Source organism: Paraburkholderia sp. Ac-20347 (assembly GCF_017104805.1).
Taxonomy (GTDB): Bacteria; Pseudomonadota; Gammaproteobacteria; order Burkholderiales; family Burkholderiaceae; genus Paraburkholderia; species Paraburkholderia tropica.
Window position 1 is genome coordinate 1 of record NZ_JAAGPN010000017.1, and the last position, 14,575, is coordinate 14,575.

General features: G+C 60.3%; 10 protein-coding genes and 1 pseudogene. 2 read left to right on the top strand and 9 right to left on the bottom strand.

All coding sequences use genetic code 11. The annotated features are described in order from the left end of the window. A pseudogene (locus G3N97_RS05195) lies at positions 1-185 on the top strand (hypothetical protein); the annotation flags it as partial. 179 nt (positions 186-364) lie between these two features. Here G3N97_RS05195 and G3N97_RS05200 read toward each other — a convergent pair. Together G3N97_RS05200 and G3N97_RS05205 are read right to left on the bottom strand one after the other, a co-directional pair. After that, a complete protein-coding gene (locus tag G3N97_RS05200; protein WP_205992247.1) occupies positions 365-757 on the bottom strand; it encodes a hypothetical protein in 393 nt (130 codons plus the stop codon). Positions 758-1,197: 440 nt separating this feature from the next. Continuing rightward, positions 1,198-1,578 carry a hypothetical protein gene (locus G3N97_RS05205; protein ID WP_205992248.1) on the bottom strand — a complete coding sequence of 127 codons (381 nt, stop codon included), beginning with the start codon at positions 1,576-1,578 and terminating at the stop codon, positions 1,198-1,200. Between the two features lie 406 nt (positions 1,579-1,984). On the opposite strand from G3N97_RS05205, the gene G3N97_RS05210 reads away from it, so the two are divergent. Beyond that, the gene (locus G3N97_RS05210) at positions 1,985-2,752 is read left to right on the top strand and encodes a class I SAM-dependent methyltransferase (RefSeq protein ID WP_205992249.1); all 768 of its coding nucleotides are present in this window, start codon (positions 1,985-1,987) and stop codon (positions 2,750-2,752) included. 1,670 nt (positions 2,753-4,422) lie between these two features. Here the strand turns inward: G3N97_RS05210 and tssF are convergent. From tssF to G3N97_RS05245, 7 genes are all read right to left on the bottom strand, one after another. Then, the gene (tssF, locus tag G3N97_RS05215; protein ID WP_205992250.1) at positions 4,423-6,270 is read right to left on the bottom strand and encodes a type VI secretion system baseplate subunit TssF; all 1,848 of its coding nucleotides are present in this window, start codon (positions 6,268-6,270) and stop codon (positions 4,423-4,425) included. Positions 6,271-6,372: 102 nt separating this feature from the next. Further along, positions 6,373-6,636 (bottom strand): PAAR domain-containing protein, encoded by a 264-nt coding sequence (locus G3N97_RS05220; RefSeq protein WP_110330121.1) that lies wholly within the window; start codon positions 6,634-6,636, stop codon positions 6,373-6,375. A 41-nt stretch (positions 6,637-6,677) separates the two neighbouring features. After that, complete coding sequence (locus G3N97_RS05225) at positions 6,678-7,082, bottom strand: hypothetical protein (RefSeq protein ID WP_110330120.1); 405 nt, start codon at positions 7,080-7,082, stop codon at positions 6,678-6,680. A 22-nt stretch (positions 7,083-7,104) separates the two neighbouring features. Further along, entirely contained in the window at positions 7,105-7,419 is a 315-nt protein-coding gene (locus tag G3N97_RS05230) for a hypothetical protein (RefSeq protein ID WP_146230162.1), read from the bottom strand. 107 nt (positions 7,420-7,526) lie between these two features. Beyond that, positions 7,527-9,188, bottom strand: coding sequence for a DUF2875 family protein (locus tag G3N97_RS05235; protein ID WP_205992251.1), 1,662 nt, complete (start codon positions 9,186-9,188; stop codon positions 7,527-7,529). Next, positions 9,188-11,485, bottom strand: coding sequence for a DUF3274 domain-containing protein (locus G3N97_RS05240; protein ID WP_205992252.1), 2,298 nt, complete (start codon positions 11,483-11,485; stop codon positions 9,188-9,190). The genes G3N97_RS05235 and G3N97_RS05240 overlap by 1 nt, the downstream gene beginning before the upstream one ends. An 18-nt stretch (positions 11,486-11,503) precedes the next feature. Further along, entirely contained in the window at positions 11,504-14,287 is a 2,784-nt protein-coding gene (locus G3N97_RS05245) for a type VI secretion system Vgr family protein (RefSeq protein WP_205992253.1), read from the bottom strand. Positions 14,288-14,575: the final 288 nt, after the last annotated feature.

Consider the following 14,575-nt stretch of genomic DNA (forward strand, 5'->3'; position numbering starts at 1 on the left):
GCGCGTGCGTCCTCGATCAGCTCGGCGGCCACGATGGCGCTGCGCAGGCGTATGTGCAGTGTCTCCAGATCAACCCTTCGCATGGCGAGGCGTTACGGCAGCTGAACATGTTGATGGACAAGCTCCGCGGTGATTCACGGGCGCTCATCCGACACATGAGCGCGTGGCGTCGCTCTACGGTGTGACTGTCGCTGATACGGCAAGACTCGCCGCGCATTCGCCCATGCTGCGGGTCCTAGCCTGAGACGCGGCCATGGCAAGCGTATCGCCGCTGCCTGCAAACTTCCGGTATCGACCCACTCCGGACTTTGGACGTTCTACAAAGCGGACGTTCGATCTCCAGATCTTCGTCCCGTCGGACCGGCTACGGAGCGGCCAAGATTGCGCGTTCCACGTTGGGATCGAAGTGGTTCCGATACCAATCAATCATTTCCCGCATATGTGGCTCGGCCGGTGGCGTCCCCCCCGCGCCTATAAGTTCTGCACATGCGGCGGCTACTGCGGTGAGAATCCGCGCCGTTTCCGGGACATAAGGCAGATCGAGATTCTCGTCGTGACGCGCCCGGATTATTTCGTAGCGAACGTTCTCGGGCAGCGTCCAAGCGCTGATCAAGAACTCCAGCACGTTGACTTGTCGCCCGCCTACCTGGACGGAACGGCTGCGATGCTCTTCAGCATACCCGGCCTGTTCCAGCCGCTCACAACTGTCGATCGCCGCATTTAGAACGTCACGAATCAAATTCCAGTCTGTTTTCATTTCACTCCTTTTCAGTCGCTTCAATGAATGCTCAAGACGTCCTGTCGCAAGAATCGACGCGCAACAATCGTCTGCGATTGGAATCGACGCCCGTGTTTCCGGATAGCTCCATCGCGGCGCGTAAGCGGTCCCTCGTCTCCGTTCAATGCGGCCATTCACCTCATTCGAAGGCACGCTGTATCCGATTGATGAGGACTGCAAGCTCCGGCATATCGCCCCACATGTCAAACTCCCGAGTCGCAATCAGCCCCATCGTAAGTGGCCCCTGTCTAGGCTCCGACGGCTCGCCGGAAATTTGAGCGCGGCACCACATCAGTTGACGGTGAATGCTCTGCAAGTTTGGCCACGTTGCTGTCAGCATGGGCCCTATGGCCGACAATGCTTCGTCGACCTTGAGTAGCAGTTCGGTGTCTCGTAGTTGCATGGGGCGGTCGTCTATCTCATTCTTCGTCAGGTGACGAGTGCCTCCGAGCAATCGTCCATTGATACCGCTCGACCAGCTTTTCGGCAGCAGAGAGCGCCTGTTCACGCCATAATTTTTCGGCAGCCTCAATGCGAACGTCCTCGCGTTCTAGCGCATCCGCCGCCCAGTGCGCCCGAACGTCGCCAACTGGAAGATCGTCGGTTTCCGACGCAATCGCACGAAACAATAGAAACTCCGGCTCGTTTTGAACCTTGGTCCAATATGCCAATGGAAGCATCAACCGAGCTGTTTCGATGACGCCAAGACGACCTTCAAGCAAGTCCAGCGCTCTGGCGCGAATCCTTCGACAGTGTTTGCGCCAGAGGTCTGCGTTCCTGACTCCAGGAGGAATCTTCATCTTTTAACGGATCACGTTTGTTGACGCCAAATCTCGGTTTTCCAGTCGAGCAGCAATTCGCCGACGCGCCAGGAATGCGCGTGGCCGTCGACAGACCAGTACGGCAATTGTCCACGATCTAGGCAATGTGGTCGACCGGCCGTTCTTGGCCGGCCTGCGCCCCACGACCGAGCGTGACGATTACCTCGGGCGCAGCCCTTCATGCATATGGCATGAATCCGCCACCCAAACCAGCCATCCGCGAACTCCCTGAGCAGCCGTTCACGACCGTGGAGAATTGCAGCTGTCTGAGAATCTGGGTAAGCTTGCAGCGCCGCACAACGAAAATATTTCGGAGGTTCGTGTATGAAAGCTCTTTGTGAATCGATGTTGAAAAAATCCATCAATACCGTTTCGCAAGATAACCATGACCAACACGAACTACGACCCGCTCCGTTTTTCCACGATCGCACATAGCAACCACCGTTACCTGAGCCCGCTGTCGCAGAAGAAAGCTCATGAACTACTTCGCAGCTTCGTCGCGAATTTCTCGGCAGACGACATCGTGCTCGATGCTGGCTGTGGCAAGGCGGCGCTATTGCGAGATGTGCTTCACTTGTCACCGGCACGTGGTGTCGGCGTCGACATCAATCAAAGCTTCTTAGACGAGGCCCGAGCTGCGTTTCAGCAGGAATTTCCGAACGACTCACGGCTGAGTCTGATCAACGCTCCTCTGCTAGAGCACACTCGGCCCGAAGACGGATACGCTGCAATCCTCTGCGTTGGATCTACGCATGCATTCGGTTCGTTCGAAGAATGCCTGCGTGTCGCCTTCGACTGGTTGAAGCCCAATGGCCGTTTGCTCGTCGCCGAGGGATATTGGAGGCAGCCACCCGCGCAAGGCTATCTGGATGCAATTAACGGAACAGCCGACGAATTCGTTTCTCACGCAGAAAACGCCCAGCGCGCCCGTGCGTTGGGCTATAACCTGCTGCGGACCGCAACCAGCAGCGAAGATGAGTGGGATGAATACGAAGGCAGGTACTGCGACGCGATGATGCAATACTTGGCGACGAATCCTGATGACCCCGACTCGGCGACGTTCTTAAAGCGGATGCAAGATTGGCATAGCTCATACCTGCATTGGGGGCGCGCGACGCTCGGCTTTGGCTACTACCTGCTTTCACGCACCTGAAAGTAGCGAGTCAACGCTCCTCGGCCGCGATCCTTTCGCGGCCGATCTAAGCGACGGACCGTTGTCTGCGCGCCATTCAGTTCAGCGACGCGCATCGCGGCAGGTTTGTTTTGCAGATCAGTTTCCGATTGTCGCCAATCCACGTCCCGTGGTCGAACGTCGTTTCCTGGCCGGCTAGCGCCTGAAGTAGCGTCCGTGCACGTCTTGCGGCATTGCTACCTAACGCGAGGGCATCCTCGTCAAACGCGAACGAGACTTTGAATTGGTGACCATGTTGAGGACCTTGCAGTCCGGACACCAGCGCCCCTTATTCCGCACATTGTCAAAATTGGCCGCCCACACGTGACCTCGGTGACACTGCCAGGTGAGGTGGGTCCGAGCGTTCACGTATGTATGCGACAGACACTCCCCTCCGCGCTCGCGCGCTACCGCCCGCGCCTCGTCGATAGAACAGCGCTGGCTGTCCACCGCGCATCGCTTACACCATCTGCCAGCCAAAACTGCACTTCCCTTGGCGGACCACTCGTGGCCCTTTGCACACCGAAACCGGTACGATCGCGCGGTCCCGGCGAATGTTTCGTCCAGGCACTCCCCCCCGAGCTCCGCCGCACGTGACTTGAGCCGTGCGAGCCCGTCGCTTAGAAGGAGGGACTTGCCCGCCAGGGCTTCCGCGCAAGTGGGGCACCAGGCGCCCCTCAGTACCGACTGGGCCGAGGTTACCCAGCGATGCCCCTGTGCGCACATAAAACGGTGTCTACTGTGATAGCCGGCGTATCGCTTTGAGAGGCAACGTCCGTCGTGGGCGTGGGCCGCTTGTTGCAGTCGCGAGAGGCCGTCAATGGCGAGCGCGGCTTCGTGCTGGCAGCGGCGGCACCAGCTCGACGTGTAAAGAACCGTCCCCGCGAGTGCCGCCCACCTATGGCCGCGGGCGCATCTGAACGTATGTCGTACAGCGGTCCCGAGAAACCGTGGCGACAGGCACAGACCGCCGCGGGCCGTTGCGGCCGCCTGAAGCCGTTCCAGGCCGTCTGCGAGCACTGCCCTCGGACGTTGACACTTTGGGCACCAGGCGCCGCGCTGGAGCACTGCTGAACCGGGCCTCTCAAAACTGTGCCCCGCCTCGCACTCGAACCGATACGCGTGAGCCATCCCCATGTATGGGGCAGAGACACACTTGCCCCCTCGTTCTCGTGCGACCGCGTGCAAGCGCTCAAGCCCGTCCGACAGCAAATCGCCGGGTAGCGGCCCCAATTCGCGCTTGCACATACCGCAAGTCGCCCCCCGCAACAGCGCCTGGCCGCCGCACGCCCATTCATGCCCGTGCGAGCAACGAAGTCGATACCTGTGGGTCGTGCCACGCCACGGAGCATCCAGCCAGTTAAGACCTGCCTGCGCCGACTTTGCGTGCCCCAGGGCCGTTTTATCTTCGGTTGCGCATTCACTGCAACCCGCCACGCGCTTGCGGATAAGGTTGCGTGGCGCTACGACGGTTGTGTGCCCGCGGGCGCACGTGAACGGCTGCGCCGTCCACATGCCTTGCCACGAATCGCCCGCAAAAAACAGCGCGTGACGGTGCATTGCTCGCACCAGCGACGAGCTTGGTACGCGGACGGGAGGGAAGCGTGAGGGCTGAGCCACCGATGGCGTGCGCTTCATAGCGGGCTCGGCTGTTACAGCACCGGAACGGCGCCCGGAAGGAGTTGACCGCGCGCCAGCTCCGCGCCATTCGCGGCCGATACGATCTGGACCTGCACGAAGCTGTGCGCGGGGGCGTAGCGCACGAAAACGCTCTCAAGCACTCGCGCGAAAAGGGAGACTGGCACCCCGGCCAGCCCTTGCTCGTGAACGGTTAGACGCACACGCAGGCCCCGCGCCATCCGCGACTGAGGTTTCTCAACAATCCACTCCATCGCGGTTTCCCGTGACAGCCCAACGATCGCTTCGATTTGATCCTCGTTCGTCTGACCACGGCTTGGCACATGCGCTGCAAGCAACGACTTCAGAGCCGGCAAGCCGCTCTGATCGAGGCTGAACGGCCCGGCAGAAAGACTCTGGACGACGGACCAGTACTGATTCTTTGGCGCCAAACGCGCGGTGGCATCACTCGGCCGCCGCAGCAGGCTCACCTGAGCGACGGCACTTCGGTCGGCAAGGGCGAAGTCGCCATCCCGATGCCCCCACTGCATCGAGCCGGGCCCGACACCGTTGGTGCAAAGCAGCGCCGCGTCAACCTGCTCATCGCGCGGCGGTGCGGCAGTCTCGCCGCGTGCCGTCACAAACTCCAGCATGCACCCGTCACCCGCGACGACCGCCTCGTGCCCCGTTGGTCGTGACGCAAGCCAGTACAGCACCTGCCTGCGGTCCGTAGAACTCGCGAATCCAACACTGTGGTCGAGAGAGTGGAAAGGCTTCACCTCTCGCGTGATTGCCGCGCCGTCGCCGTCGCGCGTTAGCCGCACGCTTTGCACAGCCCAGACCTCGACGCCTTGTGGATTCACCGTTTGCGCGATCAACGGGTAAGCGGAAAGCGTCGAGTCCTTCAGCGCGATCGGCTCTGCCGCACACGGGAACAGATTCACGACCGGCGTACATCTCAACCGGAAAGCCGACGGCGACAATGTCGCCAATGCGAGCGCCGGCGGCGAATCAGGGTGAAGACCGGAAACCGGCACGTGAATCGACAGGCGCCTCACCACGCGCCGCCCGGCGAGAAGTTCGCCAAGCCGAAAATCGAGAAAGTGAAACTTCTCGGGATACGCAAAGTATTCAAGCAGAAGACGGTATGAGGACGCACCGCCCAGATCGATGATTGCTTCGCACTCGCCAAAACCAACCGGAGAAATTGGAACGGCATCGAGCGCAGTCCAGCGCCCACTCGCATCAACTTCCAGAAAGGCCTGTTTGCCGCGATGCACGAGCGCATCGATCACCGCAGCAACTGCGGCTTCCGGCGCGTCAACAAAGACCCGGACATCGCCCCGGACGGCGCTCGCAAAATCAACGGCACCAGACTGCACCGCGAAACTGATCGAAATAACGCCGCTTGTTCCTTCGGGCAACCGCACGTTACCTGGCACAGCGGAAGGAATCTGGTAGGCAGCGTCGTCGATGCAGAGCGCCGACACGGTCGTGTCATAGACCGTCCTGAAGCCGTACTCACCGGCGCGCGTCGTGAGATGGGTACCTCGTGGCATAACCGCCGGTGACGCAAGCCGCTCAACCGCGGTACTGGGTTCGAAACACGCGATCGAACACGACGGAAAGGGGCGCAGGAATTCCGGATAAAGGACTTCGAGCAACGGGACCGTGAAGTCGGGGATATCGTCTTCAAGTCGTTCGCGCACGCGTGCGTTGAGGAGCGCGGCAGACTGGATCATCCGTTCGACGTGCATATCCTCCGAGTGCTCGCCCTGCATCGAGAGGCGTCCCGCCGCGCGTGAATTACGTGCGGTAAATTCAGCCAGACCACGCCGCAGAAACTGAAGTTCGCGTTCGTAGCTCGATTTGAGATCTGACATCAACCGCCCCAATCTGTGTGGTTCGCTCTTTTGTCGCTGCATCATTGTGGCGACCGGAGTGATTCACACCGTCCGAAGACACGCCGGACACATACGGGCCTATCAGCCCAGGCCCGACGTTGACACCGACGAAATGAGCGTTGCGCCACATGAAATCTTATGCCCGTCAAAGGCCACGGCACGACCGCTTACGAGAACCGACTGATCGCCCTCGATAATCACGCAGTCATTGTGGCCAGACTGCGGGCAGGTGCACCGGTCGCCAACGCATGCGACCGCGCGGCCCATCACAGTCGAACCGTCGCGGCCAGTCACAACCTTGCCGCCGTGGCTCGTCGAATCACCTACACGAATCACGCCACGCATTACAGCCTCCCAACTTCAGCTTGTTCATGTTCCGCACCGCTCTACATGAGAGCGCACACCCTGTGCTCGAACCCATTCACGATCGCAGTCACCAGCCAACCAGCAGCGGCGCCGGCCACCACCGCCACCAGCAGGACGCGAAGACTCGGCCTTACGGGAGACCATTTCGCGATCGCCAGCACAACAGCAACGTAGGCCACCACAACCATGGCAAACTCGCCGGGCCAACTCACTGCGGCCAGGCTTCCCATGCCGATTCCCACAATCCCGGCCCACAGCAGCGCGCGAGCAACCCCACCATCGCAGTAGGCGAAACAGCCGCCTATCAGCGCCGCCCATGCCGTCGCGAACAGTATCGCAGCAAAAGCCAGGCAGCTTGACCGCAGCGCCCGGCGTACGCTTTCCGCCGCTGCACCCGATCCTCCCGACAGCTCCCCTTTGTGCATAGAACTACCCACCGGTTTGCAACTACATAAAAGCGCAGTTTGTATGGCCGAACTTATTGACCATGGAAGTCACCAGCCAGCTCAACCCGGCGCTGCCGAGGATTGCCGGAGCGACGATGCGCACGCCAAGCTTTAGTCGCGAGAACTTCGTGACGATCAAAACCACCGCGACGTACCCCAGCAGCCCCAAAACAAATTCACCCGGCCACCGCATCAATGCTTCAAACGGAATGCCCAAGGTGAAAAACAGCGTCGCGAGCATTGCACCACCAACGCCGTCGCAATACGCAGATGAGCCACCAACGACCCCGCCCAATGCCACCAGCAAGATTGCCACGCCCGCACGGACAACGCTGGATCGCGCTGTGCCGTGCGCACCGGTCGCCGGGACGCGCGTGCGTGCCCGTTCTGCCCTCTCGATAGATCCCGTCATCGGTAAAAAAGTTACGGCTTCAGCTGGAATGGATCAGCACCCCTGGCCTTCTGTGACCAGGCCGCTTTCACCGATGCGTCTGGTGGACTGACCATTACGATGCTCGCCGTGCCGTTTGGCCGGCGATTCACTGTCGCGCTGGCACCACCGTCATCGTAGCTCGCAATCAGGCCCAGACCGATCTGCACCAGAGGCGAACTGACTCCGGTGTTACCGATACGAGCACCAATGTCATAGCCTTCCTTAACGTCATCGAGGCTGGGGGCTGTGCTGCCCGTCTGCGCCAATGCCTGGCTCAACGGAATCACCCACTGGCGGTCTCCCGTCGTGTCATAAAACACCCGCTTCGGCTCCAGTTCGCCGTGTAGCGATGCGACCGCCGTTGCCCATCCGGCCTTCAACGCTTCGGCTTGCTGAGCCATCTTCAACGGACGTCCATGATCGTCAGTGAGCTTGACGTCCACCGGTCGGTGCAGGTAGCCGAACAACGGGGCATTGTCGAACTGCTTGAGCTGCCATGTCGTCCAGCGCACCGGAATATAAGGCGTCGGCGTAAATTGACCAGGCCCCTGGTTGCCAAGCGTCCCCCAGAGTTCAGGCAGACGCGCTTGCCACCAGTCGGCACGGGGAACAAAGGCGCTGACGAAACCGCCGTTTTCGCGATCGACTTCTTTCTGAAACGCGCTCGATTCGCTCCAATAGAAATTCCACAGCTTGATGATGTCGTATTCGGTGTTCGTCTTGTTAATGGCGGCGGTCTGGTCAACCGCAAACGGGCGGATGAGCCGATCGACGCGGTCCGAGCGACTCACCATCATTACGCCGATGCTGTCGGGTATGGCGGGAATGATGTGCTCGAACGACGGTGGTTTGCCGCTACCGGGAGGACCAAGCAAATCACGCGTCAACGACCCATCATAGCTGTATACCAATGCCGCAGGCACGTCCGGGTGCGCATCGAAGAACTGAAACAGCTTATCGAGCATACCCGCGCCGTCTTCGGTATTGGCATCGTCCTGCCACAGGAACAACGTCACGCCCAGGCCTGCGTCCTGACGGCTACCCGCGATTTCGATGGCTGCCCGAAACCGGTTCGCCTTGTCTTTCGGAGGCCCCCAGACGATGACGGGTACCGGCCAACGGTCAACGGCACGACCGGCACCGAATTGAAAAGCGGTCGAGTTCGCGACCTGCAGATAAGTGAGGCGCTCATCATCGCTGCCCGGATAGTCCGCGGGGTTTTGCGAGAGATACGTCGCGTGGTTGTCCGCCTTGGCCTCGATACGCTGCCAGATTTCCTGATTGGTAAATGGGCCCGTCACGATCCCGACCCCCCGCACTTCGAGCACGAAGTCCTGGCCGCTCCGCGACAGCATCTTTTGCGAACCGTCAAAGCCCGATGCCAAGGCGGCCGACGATCTCTGCTGTGCCGGCGGCGACGAACCCGGCGTGCTGGACGCACCCGTCCGCTGCAGCCACGCAAATCCCGCTCCATAGACCAAGGCAGCCAGCGCCAGCACAACCAGCACACCATTCCGAATACTGCTCACCATGCCCGGCATCTCCTGTCCTGTTTCCCGCCAGTAACTATAGTGTCCCGCCGTCACGTAGGCGGTCCACATGATTGACAGCACGATAAACGCTGCCACGTAAGGCCAGATACGTAGCTTCATCAGAGACCTCCCAGCTTGCCCCAGTTCTGGGCGGCCTGGTTCTGGTAGAAGCGCTCGTCCGCCGCCCTCTGTTGCTCAATGGCCTGCTGTTGCGCAGCGCTGGCCTTCGGCGTCAGTTCGCTGGTCACCAAAGACGGCGGGAGATCAGAAATCAGTCCGTCTGGGAAATCACCGTTCTGGTAGTACGCGGCGCAGGCAACGATCAGGGCGGAAGTATCCGCTGGCAAGCGCCTGTAGTTAGCGTTGCCCGTGATTTTATTCATTGCAGGCTTGGTCAATTTCCAGTCCGCGATGCGCACTAGCAAATCTCCCCACACCGGATCGTCCAGCGTCACCGCTTGACCGATCGCTACGTCCATTGCCGTGACCCATCGGTGATTCTCGGCGCTATGCAGCACCCCCGAATGGTAGTTGTTCGCCTCGTAGCTTTCTGGACGCCCCAATCGGATGCGCGCCTCATTCGGCGTTTCTTCGCGCAGGATCGCAAAGCCGCCGAGCCCTCCAACCTTCCAGTTCTGCGACTGATCGTCGATTGCCTTGTTTGCGTTGAACGCCGCCTTACGCTCTTCCAATTCTCCCGTCGGGTCCATCGAATGCGAGTCCGTTACCCAGGTCAGCTTCGCGTACTGGTTCCCAAGAATCACGTCTTTCGTCACGTCGTCATCTGCCATCTGTCCGGCCACATCAGCGTGGCCGGGGCGGGGACCGCCCTGAACAGCTTCGCCCCCGTACATCTTGGGCTCATACGGCGGCTTGAGTTCCTCGCCATTGATGTACCGGATGTCGTTGCGCACAAAATTCTGCTGCAACGCCGCATTCGTTCCCATTGCCTTGGCTGTCCCAAGCATTGAGGCGCCGGCATCCGGGCCAGGTGACAGGCGTTCGAACGCGTCTCGCACCGGCACCCGGGCCGGTTTCAAGCCAACCAGTACTTTCTTGAATTTCCCGTCGCCATTGTGGTCCCTCTCCATACGCGTCCACATCCGCTGGAAGAAACGCTTCGGCTCGAGCGCCTTCATGGCTGACATGGATTTCTGTCCGGACTGGGACTTAAGCGCTGCGCCGTCGGCCGGAACCTCATCGGGCACACCGTATGTGCCGATACCGCGGACGCTTTTCAGACCGACGACCGTGTCCTCCGGGCAAAAGTACAGGTAGACCTTGCCGCGGTTATCACGCTCATCGAACGTAATCCAATTCTTGCCGCTCGGGTCAAGACGCTTTCCCTGCGTAGGCGTCCATCCGGTTCCCGCCCGACCAGCGTGCTTCTCCGCGCCGATCAGCAGATCGGCGAGCTTCGGGATGCTGTACGGCTGCTGTGTGACCTCGTTGACGATATCGATCAGCGTCTTCAGCTTGGCGTGCCCGGTCTGGTTGCAGCCGTCTGTTTCGTAAAGGCTGTATGGACTGTCGACCATGATGATGCAGTCAGCGTACCGCTGCCCCTTCTGCTTCAGGATGGCCTGTGCCAAAAGCGTCAGGATGGTGCCCTGACTGTGGCCCATGACCGTGATCGTTTCGTGCTGTGGATCAAGGCCATGAGCCTCTGCCAGCGCCTTCGGCTTGATTGCCCTAATCGTGGTGATCAGATTGGCCAGCCGCGTTGCGGCTAGCACGAAATACCGTCGGTCCGGGCCGTCGGCAGCATACATGGAGTTGCCGCCCAACGCGTTTTTGGTCACGCGCTGTGTTTTCCAGTCTGCCTTGAAGCCCGGACCATACATGTCCGGGATGTTGTTTGTGGCGTTTGCGAAGAAGCCGCCACCCTTCGCGAAATGCTTGTCGAGCCGGTTGCCGTGGATGTCCTGATACTGACCGCGCGTCATCAGATTGCCATCGGCGTCTGCTGTCCGGCTGGTTACGTCGCCCGGATTGTTCGCGCGGGCAATATCCTCGCTCTTAGCGCGATAACCCCAATAGAACGGGATAAAACCGCTGTGTGTGCCCCGGGCATTAGTGCGCTGGTACAGGTTCAGGTCGGGATCATCAAGGAGATTCGCCTGTTGGGCAGTCGCCTGCGAACGCGGTTTGCCAGCAGTAGCTTGAACCGCCGCCTGATACGCCGCGCCATAAATTCCGGGTTTCAGGTCAGCCCGCGACAGGCGCTCGTTTAAACCCGTACACAGGCCATTCTCAACAAATGAGTACACTGCGCCCGGATCGTTGACGCCATGGATGAAGATCACAATACCCGGGAGATCACCGGGTAGCAGTACCGGGCGATCGCCCCCGCGATTTGCGTGGGTAACCGCTGCAGCCTGGCTTGTCACGTGATAATCGTTGCTTGAATTCGCCATGATTGTGTTGTCCGTTGCTCAAAGAACGGGCTTCAGGATGTCGATCTTCACTACGCGCATCGCGTCATCCTTCACTAGATCGGTCAGGCCGTTCGCATCGCTCTTGCCCTCTATCACGCGTCCGTCGTCGAGTGCGATGCGGTATGGCTGGTTGGCCGCAGCCGCCGTCTGTCCATCTTCGCCGGGATAATGCAACCGAAAGCGCTGATCGGTGGGCTGGTTGTTGAAGGCGCTCTTGGGAGCGCTTTCCGTTGCGGGGCCGCCCCACTGATGCGATGCCGATTGCAACTTGATGTCGCCATTCGTTCCCAGCGTCACACCACCGCCAATCTTGATGAAGCTCCCGTCCTCGGCGATCAGGCGCACGGTCGGCGCCGAGAGCACAATCTCGTTCTCGTTCGTGCTGATCGCCACACCTTTCTGCGCCGCGGCGGTCAGCGTGTCTGCCTGCGCCTGCAAGATCACAGGGCCCTCACCCGCGACCGCCTGAAACCCCTTGCCGCGCGCAAAGAGTTGCATGCCCTGTCCCGCGGTCGCGTTCAGGCGCTGCCCGCTCATGAGCTGCAAATGTTGCTGCGCGATCTGGTCGATGTTCTCTCCCGCATAGGTGACGTGTGTCTTGGGAGTGAGGTTTGCTGAACCCGACTGCGCGCCAAACGCCATCAATGCCTGTTCGCTGCCTTGCGTCGTGCCTGACGTCCCGCCCGTGCCAGTTCCCGGACTCCAGTTCTTCAGCGCGTTCGCGACTTCCGTCTGTCCGTTGCCATCGGCAGCCACGCCACCGTGCTGTCCGGCATAGTCACCCAGCGACTTGAAGAGCTCCGTACATTCAGAGAGCAGCGAAACCAGTTCGTCGCGATCCATCTGCCCACCGGCTGCCTGCGATCGGGCATAAGTCGTCAGCAGGATGCCTTGCGCAGCGCGAACTGATGCTGCTGCGTCGGTGCGCAATTCGGCACCCTCCCCCCGATCGGTGCCGTTACCATCGGAGCGAGGATGCGTCAGGTAGCCCAGGTTCAGCTGCGAGGAAGCATGGTCGCTCGCGAGTTGAGCGCTGATCTGCTGCGGCGTATCGTCCAGACGGAGCTGGTTCGAGCGCTGTCCGTTGATTTCCTGACTCACCGTGCCGCTAAGGTAGCGGTTTCCCGGGAGCGCGCCGGTGCGGCTAAACATGGCGGGCATGTTCTGGCCGTTGGGAAATACGCCTGCCACGTACATCCGGTCAGGATCGCCATTCAGGAAATCGAGCAGGACCTCCATGCCCTTTCGGGGCAAGGCGTTCTGGCCGAAGTTTGCGCCAGACCAGCTACCCAGTACACGAACCGCTGCGCTGTCCGCCGGCGTGCCCTGTGTACCTGCGCCCGCGGCATGGGCGTGGTCCGCCTCGTCGAGCCCCTGAATCTGCACAAAGATGCGGCCGTACTCGTCGGTGTGAACCTGCTCGCCGTCTGGCACAACCACGACGCCGGTAATCGGATAGACGCGGGGAAGATCGACGCGTGGATCGTAGACAGGCGTAAGTGGCGTGCCACGCGGCACACCCGTGAACGTGTTTTCGTACCGGCTGGATTCGGAGTCGTCGCCCTGGGCGCCTCGCATGCGCGTAGGAACAGACGCTGGCGGCGTGTCAGACAGCCACCGGCTCGCAGTGAACAGCGATTGCGCGCGCGAGGAAAGCTCCTTGGGCAGATTGTTCTCTCCGCGATGGTGAAGCGACGTGAAGATCACGCGGCGGTCTACCTCATCGACTTGATCCAGTTCGGGGTGCCCCGAGACCGTGACCCAGGTGCCAACTTCGAGGTTGCGAACGCCGCTCGCGCCGTCGATCCTCACGGCCTGACCACCGTGCGCCATAATCCGGGCTCTGCCGAGGCGCTGGTTGTCATCCGCAGAATCGGCAATGTGAGGCGCATCGATGCGTGAGTCAGACAGCAGACGCCCGAGGTCATTGCCCGCAGCGCCCTGATCCACCCGAGTCGGTGCCTGCAGCTTGTCCATCTGGCTGGGCTTGTAATCCCAGCTCACCCGGCGCACCGACCCGGCGACCAGCTGTCGGCCCGTCGAGAGAAGCGTGATGGAGTCAGACGTCCCAACGCTGGCGTCCGAGTGGTAAGGAACCGTTCCTGCCGGGCCTTGCTCTAGCTTGATCACGCTGTCGAAAAGCACCAACGTGTGAAAGGGCGATTGAGTGAGGTCCGAACTGCCCTGCCCTCCAGCCTTGATGAACCATGAGATGCCTTCGCGGCGGCAAAGTCGCCGGATAAAGTCGGCATCCGACTCATCAAATTGCAGCGTCTGCTCCCGGGTCGGGTATTTCGAGGCATCGATATTCGACATATCGATGTCGAACGTGGTGGCGAGAGTAGAGCTCTTTGTGCGCCATTCGCGCACGAGCGTCTGGATAATGTCCAGCGTGTTCTTGGTCCGGAATATCCGCGTGTTGATACGACGCTCCAGTACCGATAGCGCGTCACGCACGACCAACTGATATGTCGCGAGAGAACCGTCCGACTCACCCTCGTGCGCGTCAGTCACGATCCCGCATATAGACTGAAGCGCACCGGTATCCGTTACCATCTGCACGGTCAGCGGTTGCCCGAGGAAATTCTGAAGCGAAACACCAGTGCTGGTCGAAATGCACGACAGCCGCCCCTCGACACCGCCGCAAAGATCTTCACGAATATCAAGCCTCTGCAAAAGCAGCAAGCCGGCGAGATCTGTCTGAGAACTGCGCCAGTAGAGTCGAAAGGCGCGGGTGTCCTGCGACGGGAGCGCGCCAATAAATATTCGCTGGATGTTCACGACCTTATCCCCCGGAGGAATCTCACTTTATGCGATTTGAATTAGCCTGATATTCACCGCTGATTAATCGTGCCGCATAAAACACGAGAGGCCCAAGATTGCGGGCCGAAAATAACAGGCGTTTAAGTCGCTGTCAAATTCTGTAAGAATCGCGTTTAATAACCAGTATTAATTTCCTCAAATAGCTGACCGATGGCCGAACAGGAAAAATATTCCGACCGCTACTGAGTTAGTATTCTGCTTTCTGGCACTTACCGGAGGCGTCCCATACCGCGCCGAGCGTGTGGA